Origin of the sequence: Bradyrhizobium sp. BRP56 (genome assembly GCF_020194035.1) — a bacterium.
GTDB lineage: Bacteria > Pseudomonadota > Alphaproteobacteria > Rhizobiales > Xanthobacteraceae > Bradyrhizobium > Bradyrhizobium australafricanum.
Genome location: NZ_JADYVV010000001.1, coordinates 346,471 through 366,974, shown reverse-complemented (window position 1 = coordinate 366,974; position 20,504 = coordinate 346,471). Strand labels below are relative to the sequence as shown.

General features: G+C 63.7%; 20 protein-coding genes. 14 read left to right on the top strand and 6 right to left on the bottom strand.

The window, feature by feature from the left end:
• Positions 1-74 precede the first annotated feature (74 nt).
• The 9 genes from urtB (at position 75) to I6F38_RS01565 (ending at position 8,554) form a co-directional block, all read left to right on the top strand.
• The gene (gene urtB / locus I6F38_RS01605) at positions 75-977 is read left to right on the top strand and encodes an urea ABC transporter permease subunit UrtB (protein ID WP_225158808.1); all 903 of its coding nucleotides are present in this window, start codon (positions 75-77) and stop codon (positions 975-977) included.
• A gap of 37 nt (positions 978-1,014) precedes the next feature.
• Positions 1,015-2,130 carry an urea ABC transporter permease subunit UrtC gene (gene urtC / locus I6F38_RS01600; RefSeq protein WP_225158807.1) on the top strand — a complete coding sequence of 372 codons (1,116 nt, stop codon included), beginning with the start codon at positions 1,015-1,017 and terminating at the stop codon, positions 2,128-2,130.
• A 10-nt stretch (positions 2,131-2,140) separates the two neighbouring features.
• Complete coding sequence (gene urtD, locus I6F38_RS01595) at positions 2,141-2,884, top strand: urea ABC transporter ATP-binding protein UrtD (protein ID WP_139487316.1); 744 nt, start codon at positions 2,141-2,143, stop codon at positions 2,882-2,884.
• Positions 2,885-2,886: 2 nt separating this feature from the next.
• Positions 2,887-3,585: an urea ABC transporter ATP-binding subunit UrtE gene (urtE, locus tag I6F38_RS01590; protein ID WP_225158806.1), complete on the top strand. Its 699-nt coding sequence runs from the start codon at positions 2,887-2,889 to the stop codon at positions 3,583-3,585.
• A 17-nt stretch (positions 3,586-3,602) separates the two neighbouring features.
• Entirely contained in the window at positions 3,603-4,043 is a 441-nt protein-coding gene (locus I6F38_RS01585; RefSeq protein ID WP_225158805.1) for a N,N-dimethylformamidase, small subunit, read from the top strand.
• A 40-nt stretch (positions 4,044-4,083) separates the two neighbouring features.
• Positions 4,084-6,483 (top strand): LamG domain-containing protein, encoded by a 2,400-nt coding sequence (locus I6F38_RS01580; protein ID WP_225158804.1) that lies wholly within the window; start codon positions 4,084-4,086, stop codon positions 6,481-6,483.
• A gap of 63 nt (positions 6,484-6,546) precedes the next feature.
• Positions 6,547-7,581, top strand: coding sequence for a ring-hydroxylating oxygenase subunit alpha (locus I6F38_RS01575; RefSeq protein WP_225158803.1), 1,035 nt, complete (start codon positions 6,547-6,549; stop codon positions 7,579-7,581).
• A 12-nt stretch (positions 7,582-7,593) separates the two neighbouring features.
• A complete protein-coding gene (locus tag I6F38_RS01570) occupies positions 7,594-7,899 on the top strand; it encodes a hypothetical protein (protein WP_225158802.1) in 306 nt (101 codons plus the stop codon).
• Between the two features lie 10 nt (positions 7,900-7,909).
• A complete protein-coding gene (locus I6F38_RS01565; protein WP_225158801.1) occupies positions 7,910-8,554 on the top strand; it encodes a tetratricopeptide repeat protein in 645 nt (214 codons plus the stop codon).
• Positions 8,555-8,575: 21 nt separating this feature from the next.
• Here the strand turns inward: I6F38_RS01565 and folD are convergent, their stop codons facing one another.
• From folD to I6F38_RS01535, 6 genes are read right to left on the bottom strand one after another with little or no spacing between them, the layout of a single operon-like run.
• Positions 8,576-9,451 (bottom strand): bifunctional methylenetetrahydrofolate dehydrogenase/methenyltetrahydrofolate cyclohydrolase FolD, encoded by an 876-nt coding sequence (gene folD / locus I6F38_RS01560; protein WP_225158800.1) that lies wholly within the window; start codon positions 9,449-9,451, stop codon positions 8,576-8,578.
• Between the two features lie 2 nt (positions 9,452-9,453).
• Positions 9,454-10,314, bottom strand: a complete 861-nt coding sequence (gene purU, locus I6F38_RS01555; RefSeq protein WP_225158839.1) for a formyltetrahydrofolate deformylase — start codon at positions 10,312-10,314, stop codon at positions 9,454-9,456.
• Between the two features lie 26 nt (positions 10,315-10,340).
• Positions 10,341-10,949: a sarcosine oxidase subunit gamma family protein gene (locus I6F38_RS01550; RefSeq protein ID WP_225158799.1), complete on the bottom strand. Its 609-nt coding sequence runs from the start codon at positions 10,947-10,949 to the stop codon at positions 10,341-10,343.
• A complete protein-coding gene (locus I6F38_RS01545) occupies positions 10,942-13,926 on the bottom strand; it encodes a sarcosine oxidase subunit alpha family protein (protein ID WP_225158798.1) in 2,985 nt (994 codons plus the stop codon). Before I6F38_RS01545 ends, I6F38_RS01550 begins: the two co-directional genes overlap by 8 nt.
• Before the next feature lie 2 nt (positions 13,927-13,928).
• Positions 13,929-14,183 (bottom strand): sarcosine oxidase subunit delta, encoded by a 255-nt coding sequence (locus I6F38_RS01540; RefSeq protein WP_225158797.1) that lies wholly within the window; start codon positions 14,181-14,183, stop codon positions 13,929-13,931.
• A gap of 21 nt (positions 14,184-14,204) precedes the next feature.
• On the bottom strand, positions 14,205-15,455 hold the full coding sequence (locus I6F38_RS01535) for a sarcosine oxidase subunit beta family protein (RefSeq protein ID WP_225158796.1): 1,251 nt from the start codon (positions 15,453-15,455) through the stop codon (positions 14,205-14,207).
• A gap of 106 nt (positions 15,456-15,561) precedes the next feature.
• Between I6F38_RS01535 and I6F38_RS01530 the strand changes: the two genes are divergently transcribed.
• From I6F38_RS01530 to ureC, 5 genes are all read left to right on the top strand, one after another.
• Positions 15,562-16,500, top strand: coding sequence for a GlxA family transcriptional regulator (locus I6F38_RS01530; RefSeq protein WP_225158795.1), 939 nt, complete (start codon positions 15,562-15,564; stop codon positions 16,498-16,500).
• 361 nt (positions 16,501-16,861) lie between these two features.
• Positions 16,862-17,380, top strand: coding sequence for an urease accessory protein UreE (gene ureE / locus I6F38_RS01525; protein WP_225158838.1), 519 nt, complete (start codon positions 16,862-16,864; stop codon positions 17,378-17,380).
• A 2-nt stretch (positions 17,381-17,382) separates the two neighbouring features.
• Entirely contained in the window at positions 17,383-18,054 is a 672-nt protein-coding gene (locus I6F38_RS01520; protein WP_225158794.1) for an urease accessory UreF family protein, read from the top strand.
• An 11-nt stretch (positions 18,055-18,065) separates the two neighbouring features.
• Entirely contained in the window at positions 18,066-18,761 is a 696-nt protein-coding gene (locus tag I6F38_RS01515) for an urease subunit gamma (RefSeq protein ID WP_225158793.1), read from the top strand.
• A gap of 32 nt (positions 18,762-18,793) precedes the next feature.
• On the top strand, positions 18,794-20,503 hold the full coding sequence (ureC, locus tag I6F38_RS01510) for an urease subunit alpha (protein ID WP_225158792.1): 1,710 nt from the start codon (positions 18,794-18,796) through the stop codon (positions 20,501-20,503).
• The last annotated feature ends 1 nt before the right edge of the window (position 20,504 follow it).

Below are 20,504 nucleotides of genomic sequence, written 5' to 3'. Positions count from 1 at the left end.
GCACGACGGGCCGTCCCATGGCGCCAAGCGAATGGCGCCACGGGCCAGCCATCGAACTCACGGTGGAGTTAGGCATGACGGTCGGATCCTTTTTTACGTCGTTCGATCTGAGTGCGTTCATCAACGCGTTGATACTGGGTATTAGCATCGCCAGCATCTGGCTGATCGCCGCACTCGGATTGACGATCATCTATGGTGCCGCGGGCGTGATCAACATGGCGCATGGCGAGTTCATCATGCTCGGCGCCTACAGCTCCTACATGCTGCAGAGCTTCCTGGGGTTTCCGTTCGTCCTGTGCGTGCCCGCTTCCTTCCTGATCGTCGCCTTGATCGGGTTGGTGCTGGAGCGAGGATTGATCCGCTATCTCTACAAGCGTCCTCTCGACACCCTGCTGGCCACCTTCGGTGTATCGCTGGTGCTGATGCAAGGTGTCCGTCTGATCTTCGGTAGTGATCCGAAGTACCTCGCAGTGCCTCCGATCTTTTCCAGCAACATCCAGTTTGCCTTCATCAATATCTCGGTATTCCGCCTCGTCGTGTTACTAGTGACGCTGGGGATCGTCGCCGCGCTCTGGGCGCTGTTCTACCGGACGCGTTTCGGCGTTCAGGTTCGCGCGGTGATGCAGGACAAGGAGATGGCCGCCTCCTTCGGCGTCAATGCCGACCGCGTCTACATGTTGACGTTCGCGCTCGGAGCCGGGCTGGCCGGCGTCGCGGGCTCGCTATTCGGTGTTCTCAACATCGTTCTTCCCACCATGGGCGCATCCTATGTGGTGCAGGCATTCCTGGTGGTGGTGGTCGGGGGCGGCACACTGGCCGGCAGCGTGGCCGCCGGTGGTGCAACCGGCGAGTTGCAGTCGATTTTCGCCTATTTCACCAACGACACGTTCGCCCGCTTCCTGTTGTTCGTGCTGATCGTGGTGTTCCTGCGGATTCGTCCGCAAGGGCTGTTCGCCCCCTCTGCGAAGCGACGCTGAGGAGATCGACGGTGCGCTCGGGAAGAGGAACGCGGAAATGAATCTTTATCACAGGCCGGGCGCGCAATGGCTGGCTTATCTCGTCTTCTACATTGTGCTTGCGGCCGTGCCGTTCCTGGTTAGCGACAACTTCCTGCTGAATCAGCTGTCAACCTATGGCGTGTTTGCCATGCTCGCGCTGTCGATCAGCCTCTGCTGGGGTTTCGGCGGCATTTTGAACCTCGGCCAGGGCATTCCGTTCGGTCTCGGCGCCTATGGCATGGCGATGACCATGCAGATGCAGTCGCAGGACGCGTCCAACCCGATGCCGCCCTTCATGCTGAACAACAGCCTTGATCATCTGCCGCTGTTCTGGGTGCCGTTCTGGAACACCAGTGTCGGGATCACCCTGGCCTTGGTCGTGCCGACGCTGTTTTGCGCCATCTTCGGCTGGTTGATGTTTCGCGCCCGCGTCTCGGGTCCGTTCTTCGCGATCATGACGCTTGCCATGCTCAGCGCTTGGGGCACGCTGATCCTTGACATTCAGCCCTACACCAACGGGGTCAACGGCATCACTCCGCCGGCCCCGTTGAAACTTGGGGAGATCGTCGTCGATCCCTACAGCCCGGCCGCCTACTGGACGGTGCTTGCGCTGCTCGTGCTGGCGACGGTGATCGCGAAGCTGATGACGCTGAGCCGGTTCGGCCTGGTCGTGCAGTCCGTACGAAACGACGCCGAGCGCGTCCGCTTCCTCGGCTACAATGTCGCGGGCTACAAGACCGCGATCTACACCATCTCGGGCTTCTTTGCCGCGGTGGCGGGCTGCTGCTGGGTGATGCTGACGCAGTACGTCTCGCCCGCCCAGTTCGACACCACGTTCAGCCTGTCGATGGTGATCTGGGCCGGCATCGGCGGCCGCATGTCCCTGATGGGGGCGATTCTCGGCGCGTTCCTGATCCAGGGCGCGCAGAGCTATCTCGGAGACGCCTTCCTCAACACCTGGCTGCTGATCCTCGGCGGCTTCTTCATCCTCGTCGTGCGTTTCCTGCCCAAGGGGCTGATCGGCCTGGTCGAAAGCGCGCTGGGAAGACTGTCCTCGTCGACGGGCGGCAAGACGGACGGCAATGGCGTGTCCTCCGTCCGCAGCCGCCTTTTGCCGCAGCCGGGCGAGTGAGGAGACGGCCATGAGTTTTCTCGAGATCCGCAATCTCTGCAAAAGCTTCGATACCGTCTCGGTCATCAATGATTTCAGCATTGAGCTGGTCGAGCAGACTTTGTGTTGCCTGGTCGGACCGAACGGGGCGGGCAAGACCACGACGATGGACCTCGTCACCGGGCGGCAGAAGCCGACCTCAGGTCAGATCATCTTCTGCGACGACGACATCACAGGTCTTGACGAGCACGAAATCGCCCGCCGCGGCATCGGTCGCAAATTTCAGGTGCCGGCCGTGTTTCGCGACCTGACGGTGCGGCAGAACCTCGAGGTCGCCTATAGCCGCAGCACGCATCCGCTGAAGAACCTGTTCCGCTTCCGGGCGCCGGGCTTCGCGGATAAGCTGGACGAGGTGTTGTCGGTCACCGGGCTTGGTGGCCGGCTCAACATCGAGGCCGGCATTCTCTCGCACGGAGAGACCCAGTGGCTCGAGATCGGCATGGTGCTGATGCAGAACCCGCGTCTGCTTCTACTCGACGAGCCGGTTGCCGGCATGACCGAGTCGGAGATCGATAAGACCGCGGAGATCTTCAACAATCTCAAGCGCACCAATTCCCTTGTGGTGGTCGAGCACGACATGGCCTTCGTGCGCCAGATCGCCGACGTGGTCACCGTGATGCACATGGGAAGTCTGCTCGCGCAAGGGCCGATTAGCGAAATCGAAGCCAACGAGCGCGTTCGCGAGGTCTATCTCGGCGAAACGGGGGAAGCCTAGCCATGCTGCTCGCGATGGACCGAGTTACTTCCTACTACGGCAAGACGGCGATCCTGAAGGACTTCTCGTTCGGCATCGAGGAAGGCAAGTGTCTGTGCGTGCTTGGCCGCAACGGCGTGGGCAAGACGACGCTGATGCGCACCATCATGGGGCTGACCGACCGATCGATTGGCGACATCACGATCAAGGGTACGGAGATCGGCTCGTCGCCCACTCACGTTCGGGCCAAGCTCGGTATCGGCTACGTCCCCCAGGGGCGTGGAATTCTCTCGGAGTTCACCGTCCGGGAGAACATCCTGCTGGGCACCTTCGCACGCCATGACGGTCGTCCGGATATCCCCGAGGTTTGCCTTCAGATGTTCCCCTATCTGAAAGCGAACCTGGACCGCCGGGCAGGGCTGCTGTCCGGCGGTCAAAAACAGCAGCTCGCGATTGCGCGCGCGTTGGCCGTCGACCCGAAGATCCTGCTGCTCGACGAACCCACCGAAGGCATTCAGCCGAACATCGTGCACGAGATCGGCGAGACACTCATGACCCTCAATCGCAAGCTCGGAATCACGCTTCTCCTCACCGAACAGCACATCCGGGTCGCCCGGCGGCTGGGAGACGCGTTCCTGATGGTCGACAACGGCCGCGTGGTCGCAAGCGGAGCCATGGCCGAACTGACCGACGATGTCATTCATCATTACCTCACCATCTAGCCAACCGGAGCAGACCGATGATTCCGATACCGCGACCATCAACGCCCGATGCGCAGCGCATGATCAAGGAGCACAAGGACTGTATCGACTCGATGAAGGGCGTGGCCGGCAATAGCGTGCTCAAATGCGCGACGCCCGGCGACACCACGACGGTCACCGGCGGAATCCACGAAGACTTCCAGCTCAACCGCGTCTTGCTGCGGATGCGCGCCGCGCCGGCCAAGGGCAAGCTCGTCGTCGTCTGCACCAGGGTCGAGAAGGAATGGCGTATCGCGCGGCTGTCGGGCATCCGCGGCGTTCCGCCCGAGTTCGTCAATGACAAGGTCTACGACAACGAGCAGGACCCGCAACACGACATCTTCCTGATGCGACTCGAAGAATATCCCGAACAGGACGGATTTCCGGAACATTTCCGCGAAGGATGGAAGCGCCGCGACGACATGTGGACTGTGACCTGATTGCTATCGAAGCGAAACGTCTACGATTGAGGGCACGAATATGAGTTGGATGAAGATCACGGGGTACGCGGACAAATTCAGCGTGCACCCGGGAGACACGATCAAGTTCTATGTGAACTGCGACGGTCCGGCCGAATACAAGGCCGAGATCGTCAAGATGATCCATGCGGACACCAATCCACGCGGGCCCGGATTCATCGAGGAGAAGATCGAGGCCGCCTGCAACGGCACCTACAAGGGCCTGAAACAGGAGATCTACAGCGGCTCCTACGGCTTCGTCGTGGACAAGCCGCAGTTCTGCCTGGAGAGCGTGACGCTGCAATGCTGGATCTGGCCGACCACGCCGAAGACCCATCCGAAGTACTGGAAGCACGGTGCCCAAGGCCTCGTCACGAAATGGCTTGGCGGCAAGGGCTACGGTCTCTTCATCAACGAGGAGGGCTGCGTCGAATTCCGCGTCAATGACCAGGTCATCACGACCGGTGCTCCGCTGCGCGATCACGCCTGGCACTTCATCGCCGCGACGTTCGACGGCAAGACCGGCGAAGCGGTGCTCTACCACGAGCCGCAGATCGTGTACGCGCTCGATCCGGAGATCCCGCCTGTCAACAAGAAGCTGTCGACCAAGCTCGCCTACACGCCGGGCACGCCGACCGTGATCGCCGGCTATTGTGGTGCACTCAGCGACGCGCCGCAGGCCAGGGCGTCGGTTCCGTCCGGCATTCTCATCAAGGGGCACTACAACGGCAAGATCGACAGCCCGCGAGTCTGCAACCGCGCCCTCAGCCGGCTCGAGATCGAGACCATGAAGCTCGGTGCGCAGCCGGGTCTCACGGAACGGAGGAACTCGGGTCCGACCGGCAAGCTCTCCGAGGCGATCGTCGCGTCCTGGGATTTCTCCGACGGCATCAACACGCTGGTCGGCAAGGACAAGGGGCCGTATCTGTTCGATGCGACCATCGTGAATTGCCCGACACGTGCGATGACCGGCTACAATTGGGAAGGCCAGGTGTTCGACTGGAAGACCGCGCCGGAACAGTACGGCGCCATCCATTTCCACGACGACGACATCGACAACGCCCGCTGGCAGGTCAGCTTCGAATGGTCGGTGCCAAAGGATACCAGCAGCAAGTTCTATGCGGCGAAGCTGACCTCGCAGGACGGAGGTGAGGACTACATCCCGTTCTGGGTCGTGCCGCGTGTCGGCGAGGAGACCGCCAAGATCGCCTTCATGGTGCCCAGCATCAGCTACATGGCCTATGCGAACGAGCACCTTGCGAACAATGCCGGCGGCGCCGAGTTGCTGGTCTATCGCGTGCCGATCATGCAGCAGCAGAACATGTTCCTCTCGGAGCACCGCGAATATGGCGGATCGATCTACGACACCCATACTGACGGCAGCGGCCTTTGCCTGTCGTCGCGGCTGCGCCCGATCCTGAGCATCCGGCCGAAATACGATCATTTCCTCGCGCAGGCGCCATGGCAGTATCCGGCCGATCTCCACATGATCTACTGGTTGGAGAAGAAGGGTTACGAGTACGACGTGATCACCGACGAGGACGTAACCTATGACGGCCTTGCGCGGCTCGAGAACTACAATGTGATCATCACCGGCTCGCATCCCGAGCACAACAGCGGCCCGCAGCTCGACGCGCTGCACAACTACATGCAGCGCGGTGGACGCTTCATGTATATGGGCGCTGACGGGTGGTATTGGGTGCACTCATACCATCCAGCCTATGATGGCCTCGGCCGCGGCGTCATGACGGAGATGCGGCGCTGCGAGAGCGGTATCCGCACTTGGCGCGCCGATCCTGGCGAATACTACCATCAGGGCACCGGCGAGCTCGGAGGCATGTGGCGCTTCCGCGGCCGCTACCTGCACACTGTGGCCGGCACTGGCATGTCGTCGGAAGGGTTCGACATCTCCTCGTACTATTCACGAACGCCGGAGAGCAACGATGCGCGGGTGGCCTGGGCGTTCGAGGGCATCGACTACGACGACAAACTCGGCAATTTCGGCCTGGTCGGCGGCGGTGCCGCCGGCACCGAGCTGGACATCGTCGACACCATGCTCGGCAGCCCACCGCATACACTGGTCGTCGCGACGTCGGCCGGTCGGCATACCGAAGGGTACCTGCTGGTCATGGAAGACTACGGTTTCAATCAGCAGGGGCTTGACGGCACCCAGCATCCGCGCGTGCGCTCGGACATCGCCTATCACGAGACTCCGAATGGCGGCGCGTCGTTCGCTTTCTCGTCGATCGCGTTCTGCGGAGCACTGCCCTGGAACAACGGCGACAACAATATCTCGACGCTGGTCGGCAACGTCCTCAACCGCTTCATGGCGGACGGTCCGCTGCCGATGCCGGATCCGGCCGCCATCGCTCATCGCGGTCGCGCGGACTACGACCCGCCGATGAACAAGGCGCGCAAATAGCACTCATCGCCAGCAGAACGGGGCGGGCCGTTGCGGCGCCGCCCCCGCTCAACGGGGCGTCGCATGCTTACTCATCCCGAAACCATCTATATCGACGAAGGCGTCGATTTTCTCGACGCCCGGCTCTATTCTGCCTGTCGTGCGCCATTCGGTCTCGCGACGATGTTGCCCCGCCGGGCCTATACCTCGGAGGTTTTTCAGCGGCTCGAGAATGAGAAAATCTGGACCCGCGACTGGATCTGTGTCGGCTCCGCGCCGGAGATCGGTGAGCCCCACGATCTCCTGCCTTATACTATCGGGCAGCATGCCATTCACGTGCAGAGGCAGGAGGACGGCTCGCTGATCGGACGCTTCAACAAGGCGCAGCACGGCGGATGTCGCACCATTCCGGCGCAGTGCCGGACAGGGAAGAAGACCAAATGCTCGTACACGTCCTGCGGCTACAGCCGTGACCGCGGCGTCATTCAAGGTGGCGTCCTGACGGAGCTGGCGCCGCAGATGGGGCAGTATCTCGGCGCAGTGCCGGAGCGGCTGATTCCGGCGAAGGTGAAAACTTCCGGTCCGCTCATATTTGCCAATATCGATCCGACTCTCGACGTCGAGCGTCAATGCGACCAGCCTGTCTGGCCGCAGAATCTGGTGAGGCTCAGCGGGCATTGGCAGGAGCACCGCTCCAACTGGAAGCTGGCGGGCGCAGCCCTGGTGGATGTCGCGCGCTCCTACGAGGCGGGAGGCGGAGCCGTCAACCACGTTGCGGCGGAGTGGTGCTTTCCGAATCTGGTGCTGATCAGGGCGCGGCACGCCACGCTCGCGATCGTCCTTCAGCCCACGGCGATGGACCAGACGTTATGGCGGCTTTCCTTCTTCAGTTGCCCCGATCTGTCGTACGCCGAACATGATGCTGCCTGCGGCGCACTCCTGCGGCTCCTCGAGAAAGCCGCCGCGGAGGCGATGTCGCGACAGGGCGATATCGAATTGTGCTTGTCGGGGGAGACGACGGAGCGTAGCCGCGCCGGCTGGCAGTTCAATCAGTTGCTGATGCAGCGGATCGCTGAGCGCCACGTCTCCTACTGGAATGCCCCATTGATGCATGCGTGACGGAGCCCACACATGGTCTTCAGCATCCAACAGGTCAAGTACGAGTTTCTTGCCTACATCAAGGAGTTCGACCAGTCTTTCCCGCATTGGTGTGTGGGCATCTCCGACGCTCCCAAGGTGACGCTGTTCGACAAGCACGGTGTCCGCACCGGTGAGGATCCCTGGCTATACAAGCAACTGCTCTCGCACAGGGCCGCGCGGACGGTCTACGATTACTTCGTCCAACATCTGAAGACGGCCGGTGTCCCGCCCGAAGGCGAGACGAACGAGTTTGACTGCGTCTATCTGTTCAAGATGGCCCCCCATACCCGCCAGTAAGGAGAGTCCCATGCCGACCGCGAGCGATGGTGAAGCCGCTTTTCTGGAACGCGACTACGGGAAGGCCCGACAAATCTGGGAACCGTTGGCGCAAGCGGGAGACGGCGAGGCCGAGGCATGGCTTGGGTCTCTCTATGCCAACGGGTTGGGTGTCGAGCGTGACGCTTCGCATGCCTTTGGGCTGTACCTGCGTGCCGCCGAGAAGGGCAATCCGCTCGCCGCCAACAATGTCGGAGCGATGTATGCGAAGGGAGAGGGGATCGTCGCGGACTTGGCGCTGGCCGCCTTCTGGTTTCGCCAGGCTGCCGAGCAGGGCGATGTCCTCGGGCAGTTCAACTACGCCGCGTTGCTGACCAAGGGACAGGGTGTTGCGATCGACATGCCGCAGGCCGTCGAGTGGTATCGGCGCGCAGCGATGGCCGGGCATTATCCATCGCAGGCCCGACTTGGTTATTGCTGTGCCAGGGGACGAGGCACCACGGTCGACCGTATCGAGGCTTTTGTCTGGCTCAGCGCAGCCGCGAGGCACGGTGTCGGCCTCGCCATGGCGGAGCTTGAAGAACTCGTGCGGAGCATGAGCGAGGACGAAAAGCGCGAAGGCCGTCGCCGTCTGGGTGAGCTCGTCGGGCCGCGGGCGGCTGCGCTGCCGGCCTGACCGCCGCGGCGGGCCCGCTGTTCAGCCGATCCGCGGGCGAGCCTGCGCTGCCTGGAGGGTGTTGCGCAACAGGCAGGCGATCGTCATCGGGCCGACCCCGCCCGGCACGGGCGTAATGGCCCGCGCGACAGCCACGGCTTCGGCGAACGCGACGTCTCCAACCAGCCGTCCCTTTGCCACGTCCGCTGCGGACAGCCGGTTGATGCCGACGTCGATGACGATCGCGCCGGGCTTGATCCAGTCGCCGCGCACCATCTCGGGCCGGCCGACCGCCGCGATCAGAATATCGGCCATCCCGCACAGGCCCGGCAGGTCGTTGCTTCGGGAATGCGCTGTCGTCACCGTGCAGTCGGCCTGGAGAAGCAGTTGTGCGATCGGCTTGCCGACGATATTCGAACGGCCGACCACCACGGCGTGCAATCCGCCCGGCTTGGGCTCCACCGATCGCAGCAGCAGCATGCAGCCGAGTGGCGTGCAGGGAACCAGGCCGGTCAATCCGCTCGTCAGCCGACCGACATTCTCGGGATGGAAGCCGTCGACATCCTTGGTGGGGTCGATGGCGCGGATCACAAGGTCTGATTGAATATGGACCGGGAGCGGAAGCTGCACCAAGATCCCGTCGACGGTATCGTCGGCATTCAGTCGCGCGATCAGCGCAAGCAGATCGGCCTGCGATGTCTCGGCCGGCAGCCGGTGCTCAAAGGATCGCATACCGACTGCGACGGTCTGGTGCGCTTTGGATCCGACATAGACCTCGCTCGCCGGATCGTTGCCGACCAGCACGACGGCCAGGCCTGGCCGGCGGCCGGCCTGCGCAGCCCATTGCGCGACCTCGATGGAGAGCTGCGCCCGGAGCTTGTCCGCGATCGCCTTGCCGTCGATGATGCCTGCCCGCATGCTCAATCCCTGAAGACCACCGTCTTTCGCCCGTTGAGAAGCACGCGACCGTCGATGTGCCAGAACACGGCGCGCGACAGCACGCGACGCTCGATATCGCGGCCCTTGCGAACGAGATCGTCCGGCCGGTCCTGATGGGAGATGCGCTCGACGTCCTGCTCGATGATCGGGCCCTCGTCGAGGTCGGCGGTGACATAGTGCGCCGTGGCGCCGATCAGCTTGACCCCGCGACCATGCGCCTGGTGATAGGGCTTGGCACCCTTGAAGCCCGGCAGGAATGAATGGTGGATATTGATGCATCGCCCGGCGAGCCGGGTCGAGAGATCGTCGGACAGGATCTGCATGTAGCGCGCGAGTACGACGAGGTCGACCTGCCGGTCCTCGACGATTCGCCAGATCCTCGCTTCCTGCTGCTCCTTGGTCTGCGGTGTAACCGGGAGATGATCGAAGGCGATACCGCTCAGATCGTGGTGGACGTAGGTTTCGCGGGGATGATTGGAGACTATGCCGGAGATGTCGATCGCGAGTTCGCCGATGCGCCAGCGGTAGAGCAGGTCGGCGAGGCAGTGGTCGAAACGTGACACCAGGATCAGCACCCGCGCCTTGTCCGACGTCGCGCGCAGCTTCCATTGCATGGTCAGGCCCTCGGCCAGTTCCGACAGCGCGACCCGGCAAGCAGTCAAGTTGTCGTCCGCGACGAAGTTGAAGCGGATGCGCGCGAAGAAGAGATTGGTCTCGACGTCATCATACTGATGGGCTTCCTGAATATTACCGCCCACGTCGAACAGCGTTCGCGCCACCGCGGCGACAATGCCGGGCCGGTTCGGACAGGAGAACGTCAAGATATAGCTGCTGGCGGTCATGGCGCGGATCGACGGCGTTGAAGGATTCATGGACCGGCCGGCAGATCCTGCCAGGTCAAACCGTATTCGGCGGCGCTTTCGGAGAACCAGTGCCAAAAGCTGTGCGCGAGGCTCCGGAACAGGCTGATCTCGAAGCAGGCGGTGCCGTCAGGCGCGTCCTCGCGTCGCCAGATCGTGGCGCCGATGTGGGACACGATCGTGGTGGCGGCGTCGCCGCTGTTGAATGCGCGTCCGTCGAGATCGATCGGGACTCCTTTGGCGAGGGTGTCCCGGATAGCCGAGCCACCGACCCGGAATACCGTATAGCCGCCGCTCTGATCGGATACCGACGCCGTCCCGCCTACCAGCGACCTGAAGGAGGCATGGAAAGCCGGCGTGTCGGCCTCGCCCATGACGAGCCAGATTTGCGGGCCGAGGCCGACGAATGCGATGTCGCGTCCTGTCACGAAGGCAGGGCGCTCGGGCAGATCCGTCTGGCAGGACTGTGCGATGCGCGAGCGCAGCGCTTGCTCCTGTCGCCGGCGGGCCTGCATGGTCATGAGCGCAAGACCGCGACGCTCCATGATCGTCACCCCGCCGCCTGGCGCGCCGCGCGGGACTGAAGACAAAGCGGATGTCCGCGACAGCTCAGCCATGGAGATTTTTTCCTTCGGGATCGAAGAAGACCGGCGGCACCACCTCGACCAGGGTGTCGCCGTTCCGGACCGGATCATAGGCGCGCACGTGCTGGCCGTGGCGGGACGGGCCGTGCTTGAGCAAACCGAGTCCGATCCAGTGTCCGAGCATCGGCGAGAAGGCGACGGAGGTGACGTATCCTTCGTCGTGCTTCATGGTCGCCGCAGCACCCGGCGCGAGGAAGTGCGCGCCGGCGCGGAGCCGTTCGCCGCGATCGACGGGTCTGATGCCGATCAGGGCCGGCCGGTCGGCGGCGGTCAGGCCGGGACGCTGCGCCAGAACCCGTCCAATGAAGTCCTTCTTCTGCGACATCATGCGGCCGAGGCCGAGGTCCGCTGCGGTCGTTGTGCCGTTGAGCTCGTTGCCGGCGACATGTCCCTTCTCGATGCGCATGACGCCGAGTGCTTCGGTGCCGTAGGGGACCACGCCGTATCCGGCTCCGGCATCCATAATTGCCCGGATCACCGCGTCACCGAACGTCGCCGGCACGGCGAGCTCGTAGGCGAGCTCTCCGGAAAACGAGACGCGATAAATGCGTGCCGATACGCCGCGCCAGGTGAACTCGGCGCAGCCCAGATAGGGCAGCGCCGCGTCCGATACGTCGTAGGCGCCGCAGAGCAGGCGTGCCAGGAGATTGCGTGAGCGGGGACCGGCGATCGAATATTGCGACCACTGCTCCGTGACCGACGTGAGCTGAACGTCGAGCTCCGGCCACAGCACCTGGCGGGCGTGCTCGAGATGCTGCATGACCTTGCCGGCGTTCGCCGTCGTGGTGGACATCATGTAGTGATCGGGCGCAAATCGTGCGCTGGTGCCGTCGTCCATCACGATGCCGTCTTCGCGCAACATCAGGCCGTAGCGCACTTTGCCGACCGGCAGCGTCGAGAAGGTGTTGGCATAGACGCGGTCGAGAAATACCCCGGCATCGCTGCCCTGGACGTCGATCTTGCCGAGCGTGGAGACGTCGCAGACACCGACCCGCTCGCGTGTCTCGCGCACCTCACGGTTCACCGTCGCCAGCCAGTCCGTCTCGCCGGGTTGCGCGAACCATTGCGCACGCAGCCATTGTCCGGCCTCGACGAAGGTGGCGCCGCTTTCGCCAGCCCAGCCGTGTCCGGCCGTCAGGCGGGTGGGCCGAAACGCTTTGCCGCGATGGTGGCCGGCAAACGCCGCGATTGCGACCGGTGTATAAGGCGGACGCAACATGGTGGTGCCGACATCGCTGATGGCTTTGCCGGTCAGCTCGGCCATCATGGCGTAGCCGTTCAGGTTCGAGGTTTTGCCCTGGTCGGTTGCCATGCCGAGCGTGGTGTAGCGCTTGAGCAGTTCGACGGACCTGAAGCCTTCGCGCGCCGCGAGCGCGACGTCGTTGCTGGTGACGTCGTTCTGGAAATCGACGAACGACTTCGAACGCGAGGCGCCGACGTGCCAGAGCGGCGTGACGCCGTCGAACTCGTCACCGGCTCGAGGAACAGCTATCGCCTTGGCGGCGAAGCCCATGGTCTCCGCCGCTTGCGCTCCGGCCGCCATGCCATCACGCAGGGCGTTCGACAGTGTGAAACGGCCGGCGGCGGCGCCGACCACCGCCATGCCAGGCGGCGCCTTGCCGGGAATGAAAGTTGCGACCTTATCGGACCATTCCGGACGGTTCCCCATTTGGGTCGCCAGCGCCAGATTCGCATTCCAGCCGCCGGAGACGGCCAGCAAGTCCACCTCCAGTTCGCTGACGCGCTTGCTGGCGTCCCGGAATACGATGGTCTTCAGCCGGTGGCGGCCGCGCGTATCGATCACCTGCGCGCCTGCGATTGCCGAAATTCCCAACTCTTTCGCACGGTCGGCGAGGGCCGGATCGACCTGCGGCCGTGCGTCGAGGATGGCTGCGACCTCGATCCGGTGCCGCGCAAGGTCGAAGGCGGTGGACCACGCATCGTCGCAGCTCGCGAACACGGCCGCGCGACGGCCGGGCGCAACCGCGAACCGGTTCAGATAGGTCCGTACGGCCGATGCCATCATGACACCGGGACGGTCGTTGCCGCCGAACACGATCGGCCGCTCGATCGCGCCGGCGGCGAGCACGCTGCGCCTGGCGACGATCTTCCAGAGCCGTTGGCGCGGCTGCTGCGGTGCAGGTACCAGCAGATGATCGGACACCCGCTCGACCACGCCGTAGGTGCCGCCATCGTAGACACCAAACACGGTGGTCCGGCGCAGCATGCGAACGTTTGACAAGGCCTGCAGCTCGGCGACGGCCTGCCCGGCCCAGGTCGCGCCGGCAAGGGAACCGACCTCGCACGTATCGGCATTGAGCCGTCCGCCAAACACGAAGTCTTCCTCACATAGAATGACGCGCGCGCCTGCCCGGCCGGCCGCCAGAGCTGCGGCGAGACCCGCGGCTCCACTGCCGACGATGAGAAGGTCGCAGAAGGCGTGTGTCTTCTCGTATCCGTCAGGGTCGGCCTCGCCGCTGGCGCGTCCGAGGCCTGCCGCACGGCGGATCGCCGGCTCATAGACCTTCTCCCAGAAGGAGGCCGGCCACATGAAGGTCTTGTAGTAGAAGCCTGCGACAAACAGAGGTGAGAGCAGGGAGCCGAGTGCGCCGACATCCAGCTTCAGCGACGGCCAGCGGTTCTGGCTGCGCGCCTCGAGCCCATCGAACAGTTCGATTGTGGTGGCGCGCGTGTTCGGCTCGCGTCGCGCATCGCGCCGCAGTTCGACGAGGGCGTTGGGCTCTTCCGAGCCGGCGGTCAGGATGCCGCGCGGCCGGTGATATTTGAACGAGCGGCCGACCAGCCTGGCCCCGTTCGCAAGCAGCGCCGCGGCAAGGGTATCGCCCGAGAAGCCTGAATAGGACGCCCCATCGAAGAAGAATCGCAGGCGGGTTGTGCGATCGATCTGTCCGCCTGTTGCAAGCCTGTGTGGCCCAGCGGGATTGACCATGATCAGGAGCCCGCGAATGCCGTGCCGAGAACGTCGTGCGTCCGCGTGTCGCGCCGCACGCGCAGCCAGCCCCGGCAGCCATTGGCGTGGTACCAGAGTTCCTCATGCGGGCCGGCGGGATTGTCCCGGAGGTACACCGCCTCATAGAATCGCCGCTGCGCGTCGGGCGCCGCGGGATCGGGGCGCGCCGCCGTGTCGCCGTGATAGATATATTCGCTGAGGTCGCGCTCACCGCAATAGGGACATCGGATACGCATTTCGGGACACTCGTCGCAATCTCAATGGAGGTTGGGTTGGGCACCCTGGCCCTTTTCGTCGATGAGATGGCCAGTTTCGAAACGGTCCAACCGGTAGTCGGACGCGACCTCATGATGTTCGTCGCGCGCGAGCAGGTGTGCGAAGCACCAGCCCGAAGCCGGCGTCGCCTTGAAGCCGCCATAGCACCAGCCCGAATTCAGATAGAGCCCGTCGAGCGGCGTGCGGTCGATGATCGGCGAGCCGTCCATCGACATGTCGAGCAGGCCGGCCCAATTACGCAGGATGCGGACGCGTCCGATGATCGGCATCAACGCCATGCCGCCTTCGCAGACGTCCTCGACAACGGGCAGGTTGCCGCGCTGGGCATAGGAGTTGTAGCCGTCGATGTCTCCGCCGAACACGAGGCCGCCCTTGTCGGACTGGCTGATGTAGAAGTGACCGGCGCCGAAGGTGACCACACAGGGGATCAGCGGCTTGATTGCTTCGGACACGAAGGCCTGGATCAGATGGCTCTCGATCGGCAGCTTGAGCCCAAGCATCTTCGCGACCCGCGAGCTGCTGCCGGCTACCGCCAGTCCGACCTTTCCGGCATGAATGGTGCCACGCGTGGTCTCGACGGCGACCACACGATCGCCCTCACGCACGAAGCCGGTAACCTCGCAATTCTGAACGATGTCGACACCGAGATCGCTCGCACCGCGTGCGTAGCCCCACACCACGGCGTCGTGACGGGCGGTGCCGCCGCGACGCTGCAGCAAGCCGCCCTTGATCGGAAAGCGGGCATTGTCGAAATCGGCAAATGGCAGAATGCGGCGAACCGCGTCCGCGCCGAGCAACTCGGCGTCGGCTCCTGCCAGCCGCATGGCGTTGCCTCGGCGCGCGAAGGCATCGCGTTGTCCGTCGGAGTGAAACACGTTGAGCACGCCGCGCTGGCTCACCATGGCGTTGTAGTTCAGTTCCTGCTCAAGCCCTTCCCATAGTTTCATCGACCATTCGTAGAACGGCTCGTTGCCGGGAAGCAGGTAGTTGGAGCGGATGATGGTGGTGTTGCGTCCGGCGTTGCCGGAGCCGATCCAGCCCTTTTCCAGCACCGCGACGTTCCGCATGCCGTGCTTTTTTGCAAGATAATAGGCCGTTGCGAGACCGTGGCCGCCGCCGCCGACGATGACGATGTCGTAGCTTGGCCGCGGCTCGGCATCGCGCCATGCCGGCTGCCAGTCGCGATGGCCGCGCAGCGCCTGGCGGGCGAGGGTGAGGAAAGAGTATCGCATGGGCCGCAACACCGAAGGCAAGCTTGTGAGCCGAAGCATGTCCTGATAAGCACGGACCTGCATGGCAAGAAACGACGGAAAATTATCCCACAGCGACAAACCTCGGATGAGCCGCGTCGGCTTCCTGCTCATCCCGGGGTTCGCGCTGATGTCCTATGCGTCGGCGATCGAGCCGCTTCGTGCCGCCAATGTTCTGACCGGACGCGTTCTGTATCGTTGGCGCCATATTTCGATTGAGGGACACGAGGTCGTCGCTTCCAACGGCGTGCGCATTCAGGCGGACGCGAGTATCGTCGACATCGGGCGGTTGGATACGATCATCGTCTGCGCCGGAGGCAATCCGCAGAGCTTCCGTCATCCAGGGACGATGGCGTTCCTGCGCAAGGTTGCCCGGCATGGTGTGCGATTGGGAGGAGTGTCGGCGGGTCCGTTCCTGCTTGCCCAGGCAGGCGTGCTGGAGGGCTACCGATGCACGCTACACTGGGAGCACATTCCGGCGTTCACAGAGAAATTCCCTTTCCTGCATCTCAGCCAGGCGCTGTTCGAGATCGATCGCGACCGGTTTACCTGCGCGGGTGGTATAGCGGCATTGGACATGATGCACGCGCTGATCCGTATTGATCACGGAGCGCGAGTGGCGGCCGACGTTAGCGACTGGTTTCTGCAGACGGAAGTCCGTCGCGGCGAAGTGGCGCAACGCCTTTCACCTACCGATCGCTTCGGGGTGCATCATCCAAAGCTGATCATTGCGCTGTCCCGAATGGAAGGCAATGTCGAGGCCCCGCTGACTTCCCGTCAGTTGGCTCGGCACGCTGGAGTTTCGGTGCGACAGCTCGAGCGGCTGTTCGCCAAATATCTGCGCACGACGATCACGCGGCGTTATGCGCAAATGCGGCTCGAGCGCGCCCGGCTGTTGCTGAGACAGACGTCGATGCCGATCGGTGAAATCGCGGCGGCCACCGGCTATGGAACACCGGCAAATTTTTCACGGGCGTACCGGGGGCAATTCGGACTTTCTCCGCGCCAGGAGCGTCTCGTCGAATGATGGCGTGGCGTTCATTCTGAGCCGAGATTGCATGTGCTGCCGTTCGCGCCCATGCTGCCGCCGAAATATCTGGCAGGGCTGCCGCTCCATTGTGCAGATGTCGCGGAGCCGCACGGCTTCTCAACGTCACCACTGAACCCACTAGGCTCGGCGCATCGAGAGAGACCCTGGGCCAAGTACAAGAATATGGCTGGCTCGGATGACGATTCGGGCTGCTGGCGTGTTGGCGTGAACGGCGAGGAGTGCGTTGGCACGATCTTGGCACAAGGAGAGGCGTTCGATGCTTTTCCCGCATCCGATCACGGTTGCCTCTTCCACCACGGCGAAACGGGTAGGCGGACAATTTTCGGAGAATAAGTCGATGCTGCGTATCGAGTGCGTGTTGGGGAGCCGGGTGGAGCCCAAACTCTCCGAGCAGCTGCACAGGCTGGACCATCGTGGTGCGGTCGATGTCGTGCATGTCCCGGTGGTCGATCTGGCGCGACGCAGGCTGCTGATCACCACGCGCGGCGGCGAAGAGCTCGCGATCGCGCTGCCACGGCATCAAAGGCTGTTCGATGGTGCGGTTCTCCTGCTGGAGGAGGAGCGGGCCATCGTGGTGCGGGCGGCCACCGAGCGCTGGCTGCGACTGGAACCGCGCTGTCTGAGCGACGCGATCGAGCTCGGCTATCAGGTCGGCAATCTGCACTGGCGCGTTCGCTTCGAGGGTCAGGTCCTGCTGGTAGCCCTCGAAGGCCGGCCGGAAGACTACCTCGCAAGGCTCGAGGGGCTGATCGAGTCGCGTCGGGTCGGCGTCAGCGTGATCGAGGAAGCGGCCGACCATGAAGCAGCACATGTCGCGGAACATGGGCATTCCCACTCTAATCACCACGGCCACTAGTCATGCTGTCGACGCTTCGCGCGCTGTGGCAGGCTGACGGCACCTTTCCCAGCGGATCCTTTGCATTCTCCTATGGGCTGGAGGGGGCGATCGCGTTGCGGCAGGGAATGCAACCGGCAGAGTTCGCGCAACTGGTGGACGCAATTATTCGGCATCGTTGGGCGACGTTTGACCGTATCGCGCTGCTGCGCAGCTTTCGCGCCGGCCCGGATCTGACGGCAATCGCCGCCATCGATCGCGAGGTCGAGGCGTCCACATTGTTCGGCGCCTTGCGTCGGGGTTCGCGGCGCAACGGCGTCTCGTTTCTCGCCGCGCATGCTCGCCTCGGCAATGAACTTGCGGCGAGCCTGCGTGACGCCGTGCGTCGCGGCGAATGTCTCGGCCACATCGCCGTCATGCAGGGTGGGGTCTGGTCCGCGGTCGGGCTCGACGAGCAACTTGCCCAGCTGACCAGCGGCTATGCGGCGGCCTCCGGCCTGATCACGGCCGCCATACGTCTCGGCGCAATCGGCGTGCTGCAGGGACAGGTCATCCTGCGCGACTGCCTGCCGCTGATTGAGCGGTTCGTGGCCGAGCCGGTCGCGGCCGATGCTGCGCTGGAGAGCTTCCTCCCGTTTCTCGACGTCGCGTCCGCGCGGCACGAGCAGGCCGATCTCAGACTGTTTGCCAATTGAGGTGATGCGGCATGTTGTTGACCCCAACCGAGCTTGAACGACTGACGATCTTCAGTGCCGCCGGGCTGGCGCGGCGCCGCCGCGCGCGTGGGCTCAAGCTCAACTATCCGGAGGCGGTGGCCATCATCACCGACGAGATACTCGAGGGCGCGCGCGATGGCCGTTCGGTCGCCGACCTGATCGGCTTCGGCTCGACGATCCTGACCACGGCCGACGTGCTGCCCGGCATCGCCTCGATGATGGACATCATTCAGGTCGAGTGCGTCTTTCCGGACGGAACCAAGCTGGTCACCGTCCACGAGCCGATCCGCCCTGGTCCGGGCGCCGAAGCCGATCCCGAGCATCCCGGCAAGGTGCAGGCACTGGACGGCTCGATCGAGCTCAATGCCGGCCGGCGCAAAGTCACGTTGACCGCGGTCAACACCGGAGACCGGCCGATCCAGATCGGCTCGCATTTCCATTTCTTCGAGGTCAACAAGGCGCTCGAATTTGACCGCTCCGCCGCGTTCAACATGCGCCTCGATATTCCGGCCGGGACGGCGGTGCGGTTCGAGCCGGGCGGATCCAAGGAAATCTCGCTGGTGGAGTTCGGCGGGCAGAAGGAGCTCACTGGCCTCAACAACCTAACCAACGGCCAGGGCAGCGATCCGGCCGTGCGCGATGCAGCCTTGGCGCGCGCCAGGTCGCGCGATTTTCGCGGGGCGTAGTTGGCAGGCACCATTGAACTGAGGGGACTCACGTGACCAGGATCGATCGGCGGGACTACGCCGCTCTCTATGGACCGACTACCGGCGATTCCGTGCGTCTTGGCGACACCTCGCTTCTCGCCGTGGTCGAGAAGGATCATGCGGTGTATGGCGACGAATGCCTGCATGGCGGCGGCAAGACGCTGCGTGACGGGATCGGCATGGCCGGCATCACCAGCGCCGAGGGGGCGCTCGATTTCCTGCTGTGCAACGTCACCGTCATCGATCCCGTCATCGGCATCGTGAAGGGAGACCTCGGTATCCGCAACGGACGGATCGTGGGTATCGGCAAGGCCGGCAATCCGGCGATCATGGACGGCGTCGATCCGCATCTGATCGTCTCGACCGGCACAACCGTCCGCGATTGCGAGGGGCTGTTGGCGACTCCCGGTGCAATCGACGTTCACGTCCATTTCGACAGCGCCGGCCTCGTCGAGCACGCGCTTGCCAGCGGCATCACGACGATGATCGGGGGATCACTTGGCCCCATTACCGTCGGCATCGACTCTTCGGGGCCGTTCAATACCGGGAAGATGCTGCAAGCCGCTGAGGCCTGGCCGATGAATTTCGGCTTCCTCGGCCGCGGCAATTCGCATCGCGTCCCACCGATGGTCGAGCAGCTCGAGACCGGCGTCATGGGCCTCAAGCTGCACGAGGACTGGGGCTCGATGCCGGCCGCGATCGATACCTGCCTGCGCGTCGCGGACGACTATGATTTCCAGGTGCAGATCCACACCGACACGCTCAACGAATCCGGTTTTGTCGAGAACACGCTCGAAGCGATCGGCGGCCGCACCATTCACATGTATCACACGGAAGGTGCGGGCGGTGGCCACGCACCCGATATCATTCGCGTTGCCGGCGAGATGCACTGTCTGCCGTCGTCGACCAATCCGACCAACCCCTACACGGTCAATACGTTCGACGAACATCTCGACATGACCATGGTGTGTCATCACCTCAATCCGGCCATTCCCGAGGATGTCGCCTTCGCCGAGAGCAGGATCAGGGCCCAGACCATCGCTGCGGAAGACGTGCTGCATGACATCGGTGCGATCTCCATGCTGGGTTCCGATAGTCAGGGTATGGGCCGCATCCATGAGGTGATTTGCCGGACATGGCAACTTGCTTCCAAGATGAAGGATCAGCGAGGCCCGTTGCCCGAGGAACGGCCGGGCTTTGGCGACAATGCCCGGATCCGCCGCTATATCGCCAAATACACCATCAATGCTGCAAGGACCTTCGGCATTTCCGACCACGTGGGCTCGCTGGAGGCCGGCAAGCTCGCCGACATTGTGGTGTGGCGTCCTGCATTCTTCGGCATCAAGCCGGAGCTGGTCATCAAGGGCGGCTTCATCGCATGGGGCGCCATGGGCGACAGCGCGGCGTCGCTGATGACCTGCGAGCCCATGCTGATGCGGCCGCAGTGGGGCGCATTCGGTCGTGCGCCGGCCGCCCTGTCCGCCTGCTTCGTGCACCCGCTGGCGCTGGAGCGCGATCTCGGAGGCGCACTTGGACTTTCGAAGACGCTGCTGCCGGTCGGCAACACGCGCAAGCTCAGCAAGCGCGACATGCTCTGGAACGACGCCTGTCCCAAGGTGTCGGTCGATCCTGAAACCTTCGAGGTCTTCGTTGATGGCGTGCTGGCGACCTGCGAGCCGGCGCGTGAACTGCCGTTGGCGCGGCGCTACATGTTGAGGTGAG

What these genes read in the sequence shown, in the direction of transcription:
- urtB (WP_225158808.1), top strand. Translation starts at nt 75, where the DNA reads ATGACGGTCGGATCCTTTTTTACGTCGTTCGATCTGAGTGCGTTCATC.
- urtC (WP_225158807.1), top strand. Translation starts at nt 1,015, where the DNA reads ATGAATCTTTATCACAGGCCGGGCGCGCAATGGCTGGCTTATCTCGTC.
- urtD (WP_139487316.1), top strand. Translation starts at nt 2,141, where the DNA reads ATGAGTTTTCTCGAGATCCGCAATCTCTGCAAAAGCTTCGATACCGTC.
- urtE (WP_225158806.1), top strand. Translation starts at nt 2,887, where the DNA reads ATGCTGCTCGCGATGGACCGAGTTACTTCCTACTACGGCAAGACGGCG.
- I6F38_RS01585 (WP_225158805.1), top strand. Translation starts at nt 3,603, where the DNA reads ATGATTCCGATACCGCGACCATCAACGCCCGATGCGCAGCGCATGATC.
- I6F38_RS01580 (WP_225158804.1), top strand. Translation starts at nt 4,084, where the DNA reads ATGAGTTGGATGAAGATCACGGGGTACGCGGACAAATTCAGCGTGCAC.
- I6F38_RS01575 (WP_225158803.1), top strand. Translation starts at nt 6,547, where the DNA reads ATGCTTACTCATCCCGAAACCATCTATATCGACGAAGGCGTCGATTTT.
- I6F38_RS01570 (WP_225158802.1), top strand. Translation starts at nt 7,594, where the DNA reads ATGGTCTTCAGCATCCAACAGGTCAAGTACGAGTTTCTTGCCTACATC.
- I6F38_RS01565 (WP_225158801.1), top strand. Translation starts at nt 7,910, where the DNA reads ATGCCGACCGCGAGCGATGGTGAAGCCGCTTTTCTGGAACGCGACTAC.
- folD (WP_225158800.1), bottom strand. Translation starts at nt 9,451, where the DNA reads ATGCGGGCAGGCATCATCGACGGCAAGGCGATCGCGGACAAGCTCCGG.
- purU (WP_225158839.1), bottom strand. Translation starts at nt 10,314, where the DNA reads ATGACCGCCAGCAGCTATATCTTGACGTTCTCCTGTCCGAACCGGCCC.
- I6F38_RS01550 (WP_225158799.1), bottom strand. Translation starts at nt 10,949, where the DNA reads ATGGCTGAGCTGTCGCGGACATCCGCTTTGTCTTCAGTCCCGCGCGGC.
- I6F38_RS01545 (WP_225158798.1), bottom strand. Translation starts at nt 13,926, where the DNA reads ATGGTCAATCCCGCTGGGCCACACAGGCTTGCAACAGGCGGACAGATC.
- I6F38_RS01540 (WP_225158797.1), bottom strand. Translation starts at nt 14,183, where the DNA reads ATGCGTATCCGATGTCCCTATTGCGGTGAGCGCGACCTCAGCGAATAT.
- I6F38_RS01535 (WP_225158796.1), bottom strand. Translation starts at nt 15,455, where the DNA reads ATGCGATACTCTTTCCTCACCCTCGCCCGCCAGGCGCTGCGCGGCCAT.
- I6F38_RS01530 (WP_225158795.1), top strand. Translation starts at nt 15,562, where the DNA reads ATGAGCCGCGTCGGCTTCCTGCTCATCCCGGGGTTCGCGCTGATGTCC.
- ureE (WP_225158838.1), top strand. Translation starts at nt 16,862, where the DNA reads ATGCTGCGTATCGAGTGCGTGTTGGGGAGCCGGGTGGAGCCCAAACTC.
- I6F38_RS01520 (WP_225158794.1), top strand. Translation starts at nt 17,383, where the DNA reads ATGCTGTCGACGCTTCGCGCGCTGTGGCAGGCTGACGGCACCTTTCCC.
- I6F38_RS01515 (WP_225158793.1), top strand. Translation starts at nt 18,066, where the DNA reads ATGTTGTTGACCCCAACCGAGCTTGAACGACTGACGATCTTCAGTGCC.